Source organism: Tranquillimonas rosea (assembly GCF_900111315.1).
GTDB classification, from domain to species: Bacteria; Pseudomonadota; Alphaproteobacteria; order Rhodobacterales; family Rhodobacteraceae; genus Tranquillimonas; species Tranquillimonas rosea.
On record NZ_FOGU01000010.1, the window covers coordinates 39,265 to 54,128 of the forward strand.

General features: G+C 68.2%; 12 protein-coding genes. 6 read left to right on the forward strand and 6 right to left on the reverse strand.

Annotated elements, in window-relative coordinates:
• The first annotated feature begins 23 nt into the window (after nt 1-23).
• Together BMZ25_RS15735 and BMZ25_RS15740 are read left to right on the forward strand one after the other, a co-directional pair.
• Nucleotides 24-1,331: an ROK family protein gene (locus tag BMZ25_RS15735; protein ID WP_092695319.1), complete on the forward strand. Its 1,308-nt coding sequence runs from the start codon at nt 24-26 to the stop codon at nt 1,329-1,331.
• On the forward strand, nt 1,331-2,863 hold the full coding sequence (locus BMZ25_RS15740; RefSeq protein ID WP_092695321.1) for a CRTAC1 family protein: 1,533 nt from the start codon (nt 1,331-1,333) through the stop codon (nt 2,861-2,863). The genes BMZ25_RS15735 and BMZ25_RS15740 overlap by 1 nt, the downstream gene beginning before the upstream one ends.
• Here the strand turns inward: BMZ25_RS15740 and BMZ25_RS15745 are convergent.
• The 3 genes from BMZ25_RS15745 to BMZ25_RS15755 all read right to left on the reverse strand — a co-directional run bounded on the left by BMZ25_RS15745 (nt 2,860) and on the right by BMZ25_RS15755 (nt 5,175).
• A complete protein-coding gene (locus tag BMZ25_RS15745) occupies nt 2,860-4,176 on the reverse strand; it encodes a cytochrome-c peroxidase (RefSeq protein WP_092695323.1) in 1,317 nt (438 codons plus the stop codon). The genes BMZ25_RS15740 and BMZ25_RS15745 overlap by 4 nt on opposite strands.
• Nucleotides 4,177-4,237: 61 nt before the next feature.
• Nucleotides 4,238-4,828: a hypothetical protein gene (locus BMZ25_RS15750; protein WP_092695325.1), complete on the reverse strand. Its 591-nt coding sequence runs from the start codon at nt 4,826-4,828 to the stop codon at nt 4,238-4,240.
• Nucleotides 4,829-4,878: 50 nt separating this feature from the next.
• A complete protein-coding gene (locus BMZ25_RS15755; protein ID WP_235859899.1) occupies nt 4,879-5,175 on the reverse strand; it encodes a hypothetical protein in 297 nt (98 codons plus the stop codon).
• Between the two features lie 669 nt (nt 5,176-5,844).
• On the opposite strand from BMZ25_RS15755, the gene BMZ25_RS15760 reads away from it, so the two are divergent.
• The 3 genes from BMZ25_RS15760 to BMZ25_RS15770 all read left to right on the forward strand — a co-directional run bounded on the left by BMZ25_RS15760 (nt 5,845) and on the right by BMZ25_RS15770 (nt 10,660).
• Entirely contained in the window at nt 5,845-7,731 is a 1,887-nt protein-coding gene (locus BMZ25_RS15760) for a polysaccharide biosynthesis protein (RefSeq protein WP_092695329.1), read from the forward strand.
• Between the two features lie 155 nt (nt 7,732-7,886).
• Nucleotides 7,887-10,016 (forward strand): YjbH domain-containing protein, encoded by a 2,130-nt coding sequence (locus BMZ25_RS15765; RefSeq protein ID WP_092695331.1) that lies wholly within the window; start codon nt 7,887-7,889, stop codon nt 10,014-10,016.
• Nucleotides 10,007-10,660, forward strand: a complete 654-nt coding sequence (locus BMZ25_RS15770; RefSeq protein ID WP_177190489.1) for a YjbF family lipoprotein — start codon at nt 10,007-10,009, stop codon at nt 10,658-10,660. The genes BMZ25_RS15765 and BMZ25_RS15770 overlap by 10 nt, the downstream gene beginning before the upstream one ends.
• Here BMZ25_RS15770 and BMZ25_RS15775 read toward each other — a convergent pair.
• Together BMZ25_RS15775 and BMZ25_RS15780 are read right to left on the reverse strand one after the other, a co-directional pair.
• Nucleotides 10,614-11,264, reverse strand: coding sequence for a sugar transferase (locus tag BMZ25_RS15775; protein ID WP_092695335.1), 651 nt, complete (start codon nt 11,262-11,264; stop codon nt 10,614-10,616). The genes BMZ25_RS15770 and BMZ25_RS15775 overlap by 47 nt on opposite strands.
• Nucleotides 11,261-12,058: an NAD-dependent epimerase/dehydratase family protein gene (locus BMZ25_RS15780; protein ID WP_177190490.1), complete on the reverse strand. Its 798-nt coding sequence runs from the start codon at nt 12,056-12,058 to the stop codon at nt 11,261-11,263. The genes BMZ25_RS15775 and BMZ25_RS15780 overlap by 4 nt, the downstream gene beginning before the upstream one ends.
• Before the next feature lie 160 nt (nt 12,059-12,218).
• On the opposite strand from BMZ25_RS15780, the gene BMZ25_RS15785 reads away from it, so the two are divergent.
• Nucleotides 12,219-13,337, forward strand: a complete 1,119-nt coding sequence (locus BMZ25_RS15785) for a polysaccharide biosynthesis/export family protein (RefSeq protein WP_092695339.1) — start codon at nt 12,219-12,221, stop codon at nt 13,335-13,337.
• 20 nt (nt 13,338-13,357) lie between these two features.
• Here the strand turns inward: BMZ25_RS15785 and ggpS are convergent, their stop codons facing one another.
• A complete protein-coding gene (gene ggpS, locus BMZ25_RS15790) occupies nt 13,358-14,857 on the reverse strand; it encodes a glucosylglycerol-phosphate synthase (RefSeq protein WP_092695341.1) in 1,500 nt (499 codons plus the stop codon).
• Nucleotides 14,858-14,864 lie beyond the last annotated feature (7 nt).

The following is a 14,864-nucleotide window of genomic DNA, read 5'->3' on the forward strand; positions in this document are numbered from 1 at the left end:
GTGTATGAGGGCCGGTATTTACTATGGCCGACGAAATAATTTGCACGCGCGATGGCGGCTCCGACTGGGGCGGCGGGGCCCGGCCCGGTTGCGGACCCCTGCGGCCCGTGCGGCCGGGCGGCGAGGACGGCGCGGTGCCGCTGCGGCAGCAGATCTTCGAGGCCGTGCGCGCCGAAGGCACGATGAGCCGCGTCGAGGCGGCGCGGAACCTGGGCGTCAGCCCCGGCTCGGTGACGGCGGCCACGACCGAGCTGATCGCGACCGGCTATCTCGAAGAGGTCGCCGCGCCGCCGCGCGATTCCGAGGCGCCCCGCGGCCGGCCCCCCGTGGCGCTGGCCGTGCGGCCGGGCGCCGGGGTCGTCGCCGGAATCAAGATCTCGTCGGCCGGTCATTCCGCCGTGCTGCAGGACTTCGCGGGCGGACAGATCGCCGATCACGCGGTGCCGTGGTCCGGACGCCGGCTGAGCGAGGCGGAGGTGCTGGAGCAGGTCGCGCTGATGCTGGACGGCGTGCTCGCGAATGCGGGGCTGTCGCGCTCGGACATCCTGGCCGTCGGGCTGGGTGTGCCGGGCTTCATCGACGGCGAGGCCGGGATCGCGCTCTGGTCGCCGCTGATCGAGGGGGCGGACCTGAACTTGCGCGACTGCGTGGCCGAGCGCCTGGGGGTCCCGGTCATCATCGACAACGATGCCAACCTCCTGACCCTGGCCGAGCTGTGGTTCGGCGACGGGCGGGCGGTGTCGAACTTTGCGGTCGTGACGATCGAGCATGGCGTCGGCATGGGGCTGGTGTTGAACAATCGGCTTTACCGGGGCGCGCGGGGGCTGGGCACCGAGCTGGGGCACACCAAGGTGCAGCTCGACGGCGCGCTGTGCCGGTGCGGGCAGCGGGGCTGTCTGGAAGCCTACGTTGCCGACTATGCGCTCGTCCGCGAGGCGTCGACGGCGCTGGACTGGCAGGCGACCGCGGGCGTGCCGTCGAACGTGCTGCTGGCGCGGCTCTATGACCGGGCAAAGGCCGGGAACGTCGCCGCGAGGTCGATCTTCCGGCGGGCGGGGCGATACCTGGCCGTGGGGCTGGCCAATGTCGTGAACCTGTTCGACCCCGAGATGATCATCCTGTCCGGGGAGCGGCTGGAATACGATTTCCTGTACGCGGACGAAGTTCTCGGAGAGATGGAGGCGATCGCGATCCGTGTCGACCGTCCGGCCCCGCGGGTCGAGATCCATGCCTGGGGCGACCTGATCTGGGCTCGCGGCGCGGCGGCGCTCGCGCTGAGCTATGTCACCTCGGAACGGCTGGGCGCGTCGGGGGCGCTGTCGGAGACATGATGCGTGGGGTCGCCGTCCTGCTTCTGACCGCCGGACCCGCGCTGGCTGGGGGGCCGGTCTTCGAGGATGCCTCGGCCGTCCTGCCGCACCACGTCTATTCCGGCGGGTGGGAGCATTTCGTCGGCGGGGGCGTCGCGGTGTTCGACTGCTCGGGCGATGGCCGGCCCGAGATCTTTGCCGCTGGCGGCGCGGCACCCGCGCAGCTTTTCAGGAACATCTCGGAGCAGGGCACGCTCGCCTTCGAGACGGCCGAGATCCCGGAGCTGACCGGCGTGACCGGCGCGTGGCCGATCGACCTGGACGGGGACGGGCCGCTCGACCTCGTGGTGTTGCGCGCCGGGCCGAACGTGATCCTGCGCGGCACCGGCGACTGCCACTTCGAGGACGCGACGGACCGTTTCGGTCTGGCCCCGCGGGACGACTGGTCGACCGCCTTTGCCGCGACGTGGGAAGAGGGGCGCGAGCTGCCGACGCTGGCCATCGGAAACTACGTCGACCGGGACGATCCCGAGGGTCCGTTCGGCACCTGCGACGACAATTTGCTCTATCGCGGCGACGGCGCGCGCTATGAGGCGCCCGAGATCCTGTCGCCGGGCTATTGCGCGCTGTCGATGCTGATCTCGGACTGGGCGCGGACGGGGCGGCGCGACCTGCGAATCTCGAACGACCGGCACTATTACGTCTCGGGCGGTTACGAGCAGATGTGGCGGCTGGACGAGATGCGCGAGCTGGGCGACGAGAGCGGATGGGACAAGGTCTCAATCTGGGGAATGGGCATTGCCAGCCGCGACATCACCGGCGACGGCCGGCCCGAGGTGATGCTGACCTCGATGGGGGACCAACTGCTTCAGATCGCCGAGCCGGGCGGCACGTACACGGCGGCGCCCTACGAGATCGGCACCTATGCGCAGCGCCCCTTCGTCGGCGACGATGGACGGCCCTCGACCGGGTGGCACGCCGAGTGGGGCGACGTGAACAACGACGGCCGGTCGGACCTGTTCATCGCCAAGGGCAATGTCGACCAGATGCCCTCGAACGCGGCCCGCGACCCCAACAACCTGCTGATCCAGGGGGCCGACGGCACCTTCGTCGAGGCAGCGGCAGAGGCCGGCGTGGCGGCGACCGAGCGGGCGCGGGGCGCCGCGCTTGCCGATTTCGACCGGGACGGGCGCCTGGACCTGGTCGTCGTCAACCGCCGGGCGCCGATGGAGCTGTATCGCAATGCCGGCGCCGCGGGCGGCTGGCTGCAACTCTCGCTGTCCGCGCCGCCGCCCAACACGCGTGCCGTGGGCGCGTGGATCGAGCTGCGTCTGCCGGACGGGAGCGTTCAGGCCCGTGAGGTCACCGTCGGTGGCGGACATGGCGGCGGTCAGGCGGGGCCGCACCACTTCGGTCTCGGCGCGGCGGAGGAGGTGGACCTGCGGATCATCCAGCCTGACGGTCGCGCGACGGAGTGGGTGCAGGTCGAGGCAGGGCAGCGCCTTGAGGCGGTGCTGGGCCCCGACAACCTGTCGCTGACACCCGCGGACTAACGGTCGAGCGGCAGGCCGCTCGGGACGCTCTCCGGCACGCCCATCCGCCCCCGCAGCGCGACGGGATCGGTCAGGCTGTTCAGAAACGCCTCGATCTCGGCAAGCTCGGTGTCGCTCAAGGGGATGGGAGCCAGTTCCACCGCAGCACGGATAGCCGCCCGTTCCTCGGCATTGGCGAGCGGGGCGAAGGCATCGCCGTGGCCGATCCCGTCGGGCAGGTCGACCAGCGGCTCATAGGCGGCCTCGCCGGCCCTCGGGTCGATATGGTGGCGCAGGAAGCCGGCGAGGGTCGGGAAGGCGCCGGAATGGCCGTAGGGGCCGGTTTTGGCGACGTTGCGCAGCGATGGTGTGCGGAAACGGTACGCATCTGCCGGATCCCCGGTGACGCGCATGCGCCCGATATCCTTCTGGTGACGCTCGAACCGGGCGGCCTTGCCGGGGCCGAATTGCGGCACGCCCATCGCGTGGAACCCGTGGTCGGTCTGGAACGGGCCGGAATGGCAGTCGGCGCAGCCCGCTGGCCCGTAAAACAGCTCCATGCCCCGCGCCGCCGCTCCCTCCAGCGGCGCCTTGACCCGCAGGTGGGCGTCGAAGGGAGAGTCGTCGCTGCGCCATTCGACGGCGATGAAGGAGGCAATCGCGTTGGAAATGTCGGTGAAGGCGATGTCGCGCCGGGCGGCGATGTCGGGGTAGGCCGCGCGGAACATCGCGCCATAGGCGTCGATCGCCGCGACGCGGTCCGACAGCAGGTCCCAGGCGCCACCCTCGCCGGTGATCCGGCCCATGCGGACGGCCTGCGACACGTCGTTCTCCGAGTAATGGCCGGCCATCTCGTCCTGACTGAGCACGGGGAACATCGTCTGCGCCGACAGCACGCCCGAGAAGCCGATTAGCATCTCGTCTTCCATCGGGGTACGCATGCCCGAGGGGCGGGTCGCGTCGACCTCGACACGGCCGTCGTGGAACATCCGGGTGAACTCGGCGGCGCCGAGATTGAAGAGGGCGGGCGCGTTGCGCGGGATGCGCTCTTCGGGCGGGTTCTCGGGGTCGACATGCCGCTCGGGGCCCAGCCCGATGCCCCCCTCGCCGATCCCCAGCGGCAGGCCGTCCGCGGTGGCGAAGCGCGGGTGATGGCATGTCGCGCACGATATGTTGCGGTTGCCCGACAGGATCGGATCGTAGAACAGCGCGCGGCCCAGCTCGGCCTCGGCGCTCGACACCTCGGGGAAGGCCGCGTCCGACACGGGCGGCGGCAGCTCGCCCGCCGTCGCGGCGGTCGCGGCGCAGATGGCGACAAGGCTCGTCAGGCGCATGGTGATCCTCCCGCGGCAAAGGGTGATCGCGCCAGACCGCCAATGCAATCGGCAATCGGCGTTAGATGCCGCGGGTCCGCAAGTGCCGGAAGACGAGCATCATGAAGACCATGCAGACCACCAGCCCGATCAGGTCGCCGAGGGCGTAGAGCACGAGCACAGAGAGGAACTGCTCCGACAGGATCAGCCCGCCGAAGATCAGCGTCTGCCCGACCGAGTTGATCACTGAGGACACCGCACCGGCCGCGATCAGGCCCGTCCAGCGCACCTGCCGGCTGCCGTGACGTCCCAGCGGGGTGTTGAACCTGCGGAAGAGCTCGAAGGTGAGCGGGGCCGAGACGGCGCCCATGAGGATCGAGCCGAGCAGGACCGGGTGCGTAATCGTCCCGATCGGCGTGGACGAGAAGAGAAGCTCGGCCAAGAACGCGCCAAGGCACAGGGGCAGGGCGGCCAGCCAGCCCCAGTACCATGTCGCGAGCACGCGAACGCCATGCGGTAGGTAGAGAAGGCTGGCAAAGGCGGTGACATCTCCCAAAAGGCGAGTCTGCAATGGCGTCACGAGCAGGGCGACCAGGCCGTGACACAGGACGTAGGCCCCGGTGATCACGGCGAAGGGCGCAAGGCGCGGGCGGATGGCGGTAAGGGTGGTCATCGGAGCGCGACCCTAGCGCGCGGCGTCGGGGCCGCACAGGCCGGGCGTGCTCAACCCGTGCCGTCACCCTGTCCGCGTGACGCTGCGGCAACAAGGTCGCTCCGGACGACGTAGCGCTTCGTCTTGAAGCCCTTCGCGCGTTTCAGCAGCCCGAGATCGATGAGCGCACGGAGGGTCCTATGAAAGGTCGCCTGCGCCGTCGACCGCACGAGGTCGTGGTTCCGGATGGCGTCGGATTCGACGAAATCGCCCGGGCTGTCCGAAAGGTTCCGCGCCGCCAGGAAAACGTCCCGCTCTGTCTCGCTGAGCGTGTCGATCCCGATGTCCCGTTCCATCTCGCGAAGCATTTTGCGAAGCTCATAAACTGCATCGAGATCAGGCATCTACGCAACTCGTCATGTAAAATCACATCTAAATATCGTATATCAAAAAAACACCGCGGAAGCGAACGGTCAATGAAATTGTCAACTTGACAAAATGCTGCGCTACGGCGAAACTCTGTCCATTGGTTGCCTCGAGAGCGATCTTTCCGTGAGTGGTGTCGTCTCGACAGAAATATTTTTCAATCAGGCGCCTCGGTGACGTGATGTTACCGAGGCGTATTTTTTGCCCGGGCGCACGCGGCAATCCACGTCCTGTCATCAAAGTATGCATTGTTGACAAGCGTCGCCGCTACCGACGGTGATTCGCTCACGGGCTCGCAAAGGGTCCACGCACGCCATCCGCCGTCTCCCAGGTGGCTCTCAGGCCCCGGTGCGGGATGCTCCGGAAATGCACGATTCCTGCAGTTTTCCCGTGCTGCACTGCCGCGATGGTGTGTCTTATGTCACGGCTTCGGCAAGTTTCCGCATAGCGTCAAGAAAGGGTTCCACCCCTTTAACGTCTGTGCTTTAGCTGAAAAGGTACTCACACAACCGATCCCGCCGAGCGTCTCATCCTCACAGCGATCTCAAATCACAATGTCGTCGATCGGGTGCCCGTTGCATCCGTCGGGGTCGCGTAAAGAACGGTCCTGAATGTCCCTGATCAGTTCGCTTTTTCTGAGTATGTCGCGGGCGCAGAAATGTCTCGCCTTCCTTTGCGTCGATGTTCTGCTGGTGCCGGTCGCCTACCTCGTGACCCTTGCGGTCCAGCCCAACGCGGCGGTTTTCGACCTGATGATGCCGCAGCGCGGCGTGATGCTGCTCCTGCTGATGGTGCTGACCGCGGCGCTGTCGCGGTTCCTGCGCATTCCTGACATCCGACTGAACAACTACGACCTGCGCTGCATGGGGCGGCTCGGGGTTCTGGCGATCCTCGTGGCGGCCTGTTCGATGGCGCTGCACGCGAACGCGGCCGTGATGGCGGCGATCGGCACGCATGTCGTTTTCGGGATCGTCTACTTCCTGCTGCTGGCGGCGAGCCGCGTCGTGATGCTGGAACTGGTGCTGGCGATCTACCGGCGGACCGACAAACGGCGCCGCGTCCTGATCTACGGGGCCGGGACGACGGGGATGCAGCTTGTCCGCGCCCTGGCCGCCGACCGCTCGATCGAGCCGGTGGCCTTCGTCGACGACAACTCGGCGCTGCAGGGGCTGCGGGTGGCGGGGCTCAAGGTGCTGCGGCCCGTGGACCTTCCGCATATCGTGGCCGAGCTTCAGGTCGATCGCGTCCTTCTGGCGATGCCGTCGCTGTCGCTGCCGAAGCAGACCCAGATCGCCCGCCGGCTCGAGCGGAATGGGCTCGAGGTGCAGGCCCTGCCGTCCTTCGCCCAGCTGATCGGGGAAGAGGCGTTGATCGACAAGATGATGCCGATCCCGCCGGCACGTCTGCTGGGCCGCGCGGCGGTCGATCCCAGCCTCAAGGCGAGCGCGAAGAAATTCGCGCGCCACTCCGTGCTGGTCACCGGCGGCGGTGGCTCCATCGGGCTGGAACTCTGCCGGCAGGTGCTCAGCTGCAAGCCGCGCAAGCTGGTCATCTTCGAGATCAGCGAATTCGCTCTATACGAGGCCGAAAAGGCGCTCGCGCCACTGGCGCGCGAAGCCGGGACCGAGATTGTGAGCATCCTGGGCTCGGTCACCGAACCGCGTCTCGTCCGGCACGTCCTGGCCGAGCACGGCGTCGAGGTCGTTCTGCACGCGGCCGCCTACAAGCACGTGCCGATGGTCGAGCAGAACCCGCTGGTCGGCCTTGCCAACAACGTGCTGGGTACATGGACGCTGGCCCGTGAATCCGAGGCCGCCGGCGTCGGCCGGTTCATCCTCGTGTCGTCGGACAAGGCGGTGCGGCCGACCAACATCATGGGCGCCTCCAAGCGGCTGGCCGAGATGGTGGTCCAGGATCTCGCAAAGCGGGCCGAGCACACCGTGTTCGCGATGGTCCGCTTCGGCAACGTGCTGGGCTCGTCCGGTTCGGTCATCCCGCTGTTCCAGGAGCAGATCGCAAACGGCGGACCCGTCACCATCACGCATCCCGAGGTGACGCGGTTCTTCATGACCCAGAAAGAGGCGGTGAGCCTCGTCCTGCTGGCCGGGTCCTTTGCAGAGGGCGGCGAGGTTTTCGTGCTGGACATGGGCAAGCCCATGAAGATCGTCGACCTCGCCCGGCAGGTGATCTCGGACGCCGGTTACGCGGTGCGCGACGACGAACACCCCGAGGGCGACATTGACATTCACGTCACCGGCCTGCGCCCCGGCGAGAAGCTGCACGAAGAGCTCCTGATCGGAGAGGGGCATCTCACCACCGCGCACGAGAAGATCTTCGCCGCCCGCGAGGATTGCCTGTCCGAGCTCGAGGTCGCCGCAGCGATCCGTGCCCTGCGCGAGGCCGTGGCCAGCGGCAACGAGGCCGCCGCCCGCGCGCTCGTCACCCGGTGGGTCGACGGTTATGTCGCGCCCGAGGTGGCCGACAGCCGCGGCGCCTGACCCCAGCGATGCCCGCGGCGTGGGAAACACGCCACACTCGCGGCGCGGTCTGGTGCCCGGTGACGCGGTGCGGATAATGTCCGGACCGGAATGCTGGTAGATGAGACAGGGTGTCCCGGTCCGCGGGGCGCCGAGCGAAAGAGGACAGTCGTCACGTGCCACGCTCCAGCCGCCTGATCGCCACCACGCTCGCTCTGTCCGGCGCGGCCCTTCCCGCCGTCGCGCAGGATGCCGACCGGCCGCATCTGAACTTCTACGGCGTCACCGGGCTGATCGACATGCCGACCGGCGAGACACAGCCCGATGGCCGTCTCTCGACCACCGTGTCCTATTTCGGCGGCCTGTCCCGCACGACGCTGAGCTTCCAGGTGGCGCCGCGCATCTCGGCCAGCTTCCGCTACAGCGGCTTCCAGGACCTCGATTACGAGGGGTTCGACGACTATTTCGACCGCAGTTTCGACCTGACCTTCCAACTGCTGAAGGAAAGCGCCTATCTTCCCGCGCTCAAGGTCGGGTTCCAGGACTTTGCCGGAACAGGCGTGTCGGCGGCCGAATACGTCGCCGCGACCAAGACGTTCGGCCCGGACGTCAAGGTCACTGCCGGTGTCGGCTGGGGCCGGTTCGGCAGCGCCAATTCCTTTGGATCTCCGTTCGGCGAGCGCGATCCACTCGACGTGGAGCAGGGGGGCGAGCCGAACGTCGACCAGTTCTTCCGCGGTCCCGCCGCGCCCTTCGCCGGCATCTCGTGGCAGGCGACCGACGATCTGACCCTGATGGCGGAATACTCGTCGGACGCCTACGACCTGGAGCGCGGGCAGGCAAGGCTGCCGTCCTCGCAGGTGATCGAGCGGCGCTCGTCGGTGAACCTCGGGCTGGCCTATCGCTGGTCAGAGAATGTCGATCTCGGGGCCTACTATCTCTATGGCTCGGAGCTGGGCGTGCGCGTCAGCTTCAGCGCCGATCCGCAGAACCCGCCGCTTCTCGGCAGCCGGGGCCCGGCGCCGACGCCGGTGCAGCCGCGCCCGCAGCGCAGCGCCGCGCCCGAAGCGTACGACACTGCCTGGACCACCAGTGCCGAGGCGGTTCCGGCGCTGCTCGTCGCCACGCGTGAGCAGCTCGAGCCGCAGGGAATCCGGGTGCAATCGCTCGCCGCCGAGGCCGAGGTCGCCGAGATCCGGATCCGCAACCAGCGCTATGACGCCGAGGCGCAGGCGATCGGGCGGACGGCCCGCGCGCTGACCCGCACGATGCCTGCCTCGGTCGAGACGTTCCGCATCGTCCCCGTCGTGAACGGCATCCCGGCCTCGGCCGTCGTGCTGCGCCGCTCGGACGTCGAGGCGCTGGAGACCGCGCCCGACGGAGCGGATCAGCTGCTTGCCGTGACCGGTCTGCAGGACGCCGGCCGGGCCTCGTCCGTGGCCGTCCGCAACGATGAGCTGCTGCCGCGGTTCACCTGGAACCTCGGCCCCTATGTCTCGGAAAGCTATTTCGACCCGGAAAGCCCGGTCCGCGCCGAGATCGGCGCCAAGCTGTCAGCCAGCTACGAGGCCGCGCCGGGGCTCGTATTCTCGGGCGCCGTCAGCAAGAGCGTCGTCGGCAATATCGACGAGGCGGACCCTGATACGGACACGCAGCTGCCCGCAGTGCGTACAGACAGCGTGCGCTATGCCAGAGAGGGCGACCCCTCGATCGACCGGCTTCAGGCGGCGTATTACTTCGATGCGGGCCCGAGTCTCTATGGTCGCGTGACCGCGGGCTACCTGGAAAAGATGTTCGGCGGCGTCTCGACCGAGCTGCTTTGGAAGCCGGTCGACAGTCGCCTAGGGTTGGGCGCCGAGCTGAACTACGTCAAGAAGCGCGACTACGACGGCGGCTTCGGGTTCCGCGACTACGACGTGGCGACGGGCCATGTCTCGGCCTATTACGACATCGGCGCCGGCTATCACGCGCAGCTCGATGTGGGGCGCTACCTTGCTGGGGATTACGGTGCGACGATCGCGCTCGACCGCGAGTTCAACAACGGGTGGAGCGTCGGGGCCTTCGCGACCTTCACGGACGTCTCGGCCGAGGAATTCGGCGAAGGCTCGTTCGACAAGGGCATCCGCGTCTCGATCCCGTTCTCGTGGTTCCTGGGCGAACCGACGCGCAACACGGCAAGCACCACGATCCGCCCGATCCAGCGCGACGGCGGCGCCCGCCTGTCGGTCAGCGGCCGGCTCTACGATCAGGTGCGCGACTATCACCGCGGCGAACTGGCCGGACAATGGGGGCGGGTATGGCGATGACAACGATGCGTCTGGTCGGCGCCCTGGCGGCCGTCGCGACCCTGACGGCCTGCGGCTCGGGCGACGATCAGTCGCTTCTGGGCGAAGCCGGCGACGCGGTGCGTGGCGCCATCTCGGGCCCCGACGCGCCGCCGCGAGTCACCACGCCGCCCGAGGTCCTGCGCAACTTCGAATCGCCGGTGCTGCTGCTGGAGCTGAACCGGGTCGATGGCTCGGCGCTCGTCGGTCTGGTTGCCACGAACGGCCGCAGCACGACGTGGGAATCGTCGGACGAACGCACGATCACCATCCGCAACGGTCAGCTCGCAGCCACGCGTGGCTTCGGCGAGGACCTGATGTCGGCCGACCTGCCCGAGATCACGGCGGATGCCCGCGGCCGGGTGGTGCGCGACCATTACTACCTCAGGGGCGACGAGCAGACGGCGCGGTCGCGCTATTTCTGTACGCTGACTTCGGGCGGCAGCACCCGCGTGCAGGTGCTGGACCGGACCTATCCCGCGGACATCGTCTACGAGGATTGCGAGGGCGAGGACGGCAGCTTCCGCAACACCTACTGGTTCAAGCCGAGCGGCGCGATGCAGAAGGTCGAGCAGTATGTCAGCGACGCGGTAGGAACGATTGGCGTGGTCGACGTCCAGAACTGAGCCCCAGCCCCCGGCGCGCCGTTTCCCAGATCAACGCAAGGTCCAGGCATAGGCTCTGGCGCGCCTGGTAGATCAGGTCGAGCCGCGCCTTGCGCGGCACACAGCGGCGGACATAGACGCGGTCGGTCTGGCGGGCGTTGCCGCAGGCGGCCAGCAGCAATTCCTCGTGCCGGTGATAGCGCAGGCTGGCGAGCCCGGTGATGCCCGGTCGCGACTTCAGCACCTCGGCATAAAGCGCGGGGCAGCGCTCGACATATTGCCGGAGCGGCGGGCGCGGCCCGACGAACGAAATGTCGCCGCGCAGCACGTTCCACAATTGCGGCAGCTCGTCGGCGCGGCAATGCCGCAGCTTGCGCCCAAGCGGGGTGATGCGGTGCCGCTTGTCCCCCCCCGAGACGCCGCTGTCGCCGGACGACACTGTCATCGTCCGGAACTTCCAGAGCGTGAAGCCTTCGGTCGGCGTCCGCATCCGCTCGGCCCCGTAAAAGATCGGCCGCCCCTGCTTGATCCAGCAGACTGCCATCAGCACCAGAAGGACGGGCACCAGCACCACCGACAGCAGGAAAACCAGCAAGAGGTCGAGCGCGCGCTTCTGCGGGGTCATGTCGTCACCGTCGCGGCGGCGGCATCGCGCACCACGTCCGTCGCGCTCTGGGCCGGCAGGTCGAAAAGCGCGGCAAGCCGGGTCGTGTCGAGGTGGAGCCGCTGGATAGCCGTCTCGGGCGCGGGGCGCCACTCCCACGGGCAGGCCAGTGCGTCGAGGATGTCGGCCATCTCCTGCGGGCGGCGGCCGCCGACGTTCAGCACGCGGGGCAGGGGCGTTCCCCTCACCGCATGGTCGCACAGCGCGGCCAGCACCCGCGCCAGCGTGCCCGGCCCGATGAAGTTGCGAGACGGCCCGCCGCCGTCGGCGAAGCGGTCGAGTTGCAGCGGCACGCCGCCGCGCCGGGCGCGCTCGGCGCTGGCGAAGGGCTCTCCCGCGCCGGCGACGTTGCCGATCCGCAGGACCGTGACCGCCGGTCCGCCGCTGTCGGCGAGCGAGAGCAGGCTCTCCTCCATCCGCGCCTTCGCCGCGCCGTAGCCGGGCTGCGGGTCCAGCGGCGTGTCCTCGTGCAGCGGACCGGCGCCGGTGCCATAGACCGCCGAGGTCGAGGCCACGAACAGGTGCCGCGCGCCCCACAGGCTCGCCGCCTTGTGCGCGGCCAGCGCCAGCGCGGTGTTCTCGTCCAGCGTGCCGGAGCGGCTTTTCGGCGTCACGCCCGCCAGGCAGACGACCGTCGCCGGCGCCTCGGGCAGGTCCGGCGGGGCCTCGGCCAGCATGTCCCACGCCAGCGGCCCCGCGCGCCGGTCGTGCCACAGGGGCGGTGCGGCCCCTTGCGGCCAGGCCCGTCGCAGCATACGCCCGACAAGCCCGCCGCCTCCCAGGATCACGGGGCCGGACGGATCACTGTGATTTTGCCTACGTAGACCCATGCTGATTGCATCGCCAGAGTGCTTGGGTAATGTGTGCGCCCAGGGGGCTTCCGAGATGGATTTGCACAAAAACAGAAGGAGCGCCATGGGCCCGTTCGCCACCCGCGCCGTCCTGTCGTCGATGATGGCTGCCACGCTCGTCGCTGCGGGCTGCGCCAAGCTGCCGCGTGGCGCGGCGATCGAGTCGGAGATCACGCGCCCGTCGGATTCCCAGAATCCCGGCTTCGCCTTCTACCGAGTCACCCGGGATCTGCTGCCCGCCGTCGACAGCTGGCCCGAGCCAAATGCCGAGCATGCGCAATGGCCGATCCAGCCGCAGGGCGCGTCGGGCTCGATCATCGCGGCAGGCGACATGGTGAACCTGCAGATCTGGGACAGCTCGGACAACTCGCTGCTGACCTCGCTGGAACAGCGCTCGGTCCCGCTCACCGATCTGACGGTCTCGCCCTCGGGCCGCATCTTCGTGCCCTATGTCGGCGACGTGCGGATTGCCGGGATGGGCCCCGAGCGGGCGCGCGAGGCGATCCAGAACCAGCTCGAATCGATTTCGCCGTCGGCGCAGGTGGTGCTGACGGTGCAGCCGGGCCGGTCGAATACCGTGGATCTCGTCAGCGGCGTGCAGAGCCCGGGCAGCTATCCCCTGCCGGACCGCAACTATTCCGTCCTGTCGCTGCTGTCGCGCGGCGGTGGTGTGCCGCCGTCGCTGCGTAACCCGCGCGTCCGCCTGCAACGTGGCGCCGAGACCTACATGACCACCGTGGGCCGCCTCTATTCCGAGCCGCGCTATGACACGGTGCTGCGGGGGGGCGACCAGGTGATCGTGGAAGAGGACAGCCGCTATTTCCTGTCGCTCGGCGCTGCCGGCAAGGAAGAGATCGTCTATTTCACCAAGGACACGATGACGGCGCTGGATGCGATCTCGACCATCGGCGGCATCACCGACACCCGCGCCGATCCCGAGGGCGTGCTGATCCTGCGGGAATACCCGCGGTCGTCGCTGGCCGCCGGCGTCCGCGGGCCGCGCGAGGAGCGGGTCGTGTTCTCGATCGATCTGACCGACGCGGACGGCCTGTTCAGCGCCAAGAACTTCGAGATCCAGCCTCAGGACGTCGTGCTGGCGACCGAAAGCCCCGTGACGCTGGCCCGCACGGTGGTGGACCTGATCGGCACGGGCTTTGGCCTGGTGAACCGGGTCGACGGCTAGGAATGCCGGCGACGGCCGCCTCAGGCGGCCGTCAGGTCCTTCAGGGCGCCGCCGGCATCGACGAAGCTGTTCATCTGATCCTCGGCCCATGCCTGGATGTCGTAGGTCCTGATCGTCTTCTGCATCTCGGCCATCCGCCCGCGGCGCTCGTCGTCTGACATCTCCAGCGCCTGCCGGATCGCGCTGTCCATCGAGCGGTGCGAGAACGGGTTGGCCAGGATCGCCGAGTGAAGCTCGATCGCGGCGCCGGCGAACTCGGACAGCACCAGCACGCCGTCCCCGTCGGTGCGGCAGGCGACGAACTCCTTCGCGACGAGGTTCATCCCGTCGGCCAGCGGCGTTATCCAGGCGACATCGGCGGCGCGGTAATATGCCACGAGCTCGGTGAACGGGATCGCCCGGCTGATCAGCGTGATGGGCTGCCACTCGAAGGTGCCGAAGCGGCCGTTGATGCGGCCCGCGACCTGTTCGATCTCGTTCTGGATTTCCTCGTAGACGGTCATGTTGCGGTTCGCGCTGACCGAGACGTGCATCAGGCGCACCCGGCCGCGCAGGTCCGGGTTGTCGTCCAGAAGCCGCTCGAAGCTGGCTAGCTGGTCGGCGCCGCCCTTGGTGTAGTCGGTGCGCCCGACCGACAGGATCAGCTTGGAATCGTCCAGCCCCTGCCGCACCTCGTTCGCCTCGGCGCGGGTCTCTTCGGTGTCGGAGAGGCTCTGGATATAGTCGATGTCGACGCCGACCGGCGAGGCGCTGATGGCGACCTTGTGGTCCTTGTAGGTGACCTGGCGGGCATAGCGCCGCTCGGCCAGCGCGCCGTCGGTGACGAAATCGGGGTTCGCCGGCTCACGCGGGCCGGTCTCGACGTCGAACAGGCTTTCGGCCACGCCCACGAAGTTCGCGGCATAGCGCGGGATGTGAAAGCCGATCACGTCGGCGGCCAGCAGGCTCTCGACGATCTCGCGGCGCCACGGCAGCACGTTGAACATGTCGGCCGAGGGGAAGGGCGTGTGGTGGAAGAAGCTGATCCGCACGTCGGGCCGCAGCTGCCGCAGGTATCCCGGCACGAGCCAGAGGTTGTAGTCGTGCACCCAGACCACGGCCTCCTTCGCAGCCTCGGCGGCGGCGGCCTCGGCGAAGGCCCAGTTCACCTGCCGGAAGGTCGGCCAGTCGACGGGGTCGTAATTGTACTTTTCCTTGAAGGAATGGAGGATCGGCCAGAACGCCTCTTTCGAGGTGACGTGATAGAAGCTCTTCACCTGGTCGGCGGTCAGCGGCAGCCGGCTGACAGAGTACTTGCCGTAGGAATCTTCGATCTCGACCACGCGCTCGAAGTCGGGGTTCGAGGTGTCCTCGGCCTCTTTCCAGGCGACCCAGGCGCCCTTTTCGACGCGTCCGAAGAAGCCCTTGAGCGTCGGCACGATGCCGTTGGGGCTCTTGTTCTCGCGGAACTCGATCTTCCCGTCGACCTCGACCTCTTCGTAGGGCTGGCGGTGATAGACGATGACCAGTTCGCTGGACATGGGGGAC

Coding starts and splice junctions, on each gene's coding strand:
- BMZ25_RS15735 (WP_092695319.1), top strand. CDS start 24: ATGGCCGACGAAATAATTTGCACGCGCGATGGCGGCTCCGACTGGGGC.
- BMZ25_RS15740 (WP_092695321.1), top strand. CDS start 1,331: ATGCGTGGGGTCGCCGTCCTGCTTCTGACCGCCGGACCCGCGCTGGCT.
- BMZ25_RS15745 (WP_092695323.1), bottom strand. CDS start 4,176: ATGCGCCTGACGAGCCTTGTCGCCATCTGCGCCGCGACCGCCGCGACG.
- BMZ25_RS15750 (WP_092695325.1), bottom strand. CDS start 4,828: ATGACCACCCTTACCGCCATCCGCCCGCGCCTTGCGCCCTTCGCCGTG.
- BMZ25_RS15755 (WP_235859899.1), bottom strand. CDS start 5,175: ATGCTTCGCGAGATGGAACGGGACATCGGGATCGACACGCTCAGCGAG.
- BMZ25_RS15760 (WP_092695329.1), top strand. CDS start 5,845: ATGTCCCTGATCAGTTCGCTTTTTCTGAGTATGTCGCGGGCGCAGAAA.
- BMZ25_RS15770 (WP_177190489.1), top strand. CDS start 10,007: ATGGCGATGACAACGATGCGTCTGGTCGGCGCCCTGGCGGCCGTCGCG.
- BMZ25_RS15775 (WP_092695335.1), bottom strand. CDS start 11,264: ATGACCCCGCAGAAGCGCGCGCTCGACCTCTTGCTGGTTTTCCTGCTG.
- BMZ25_RS15780 (WP_177190490.1), bottom strand. CDS start 12,058: ATGCTGCGACGGGCCTGGCCGCAAGGGGCCGCACCGCCCCTGTGGCAC.
- BMZ25_RS15785 (WP_092695339.1), top strand. CDS start 12,219: ATGGGCCCGTTCGCCACCCGCGCCGTCCTGTCGTCGATGATGGCTGCC.
- ggpS (WP_092695341.1), bottom strand. CDS start 14,857: ATGTCCAGCGAACTGGTCATCGTCTATCACCGCCAGCCCTACGAAGAG.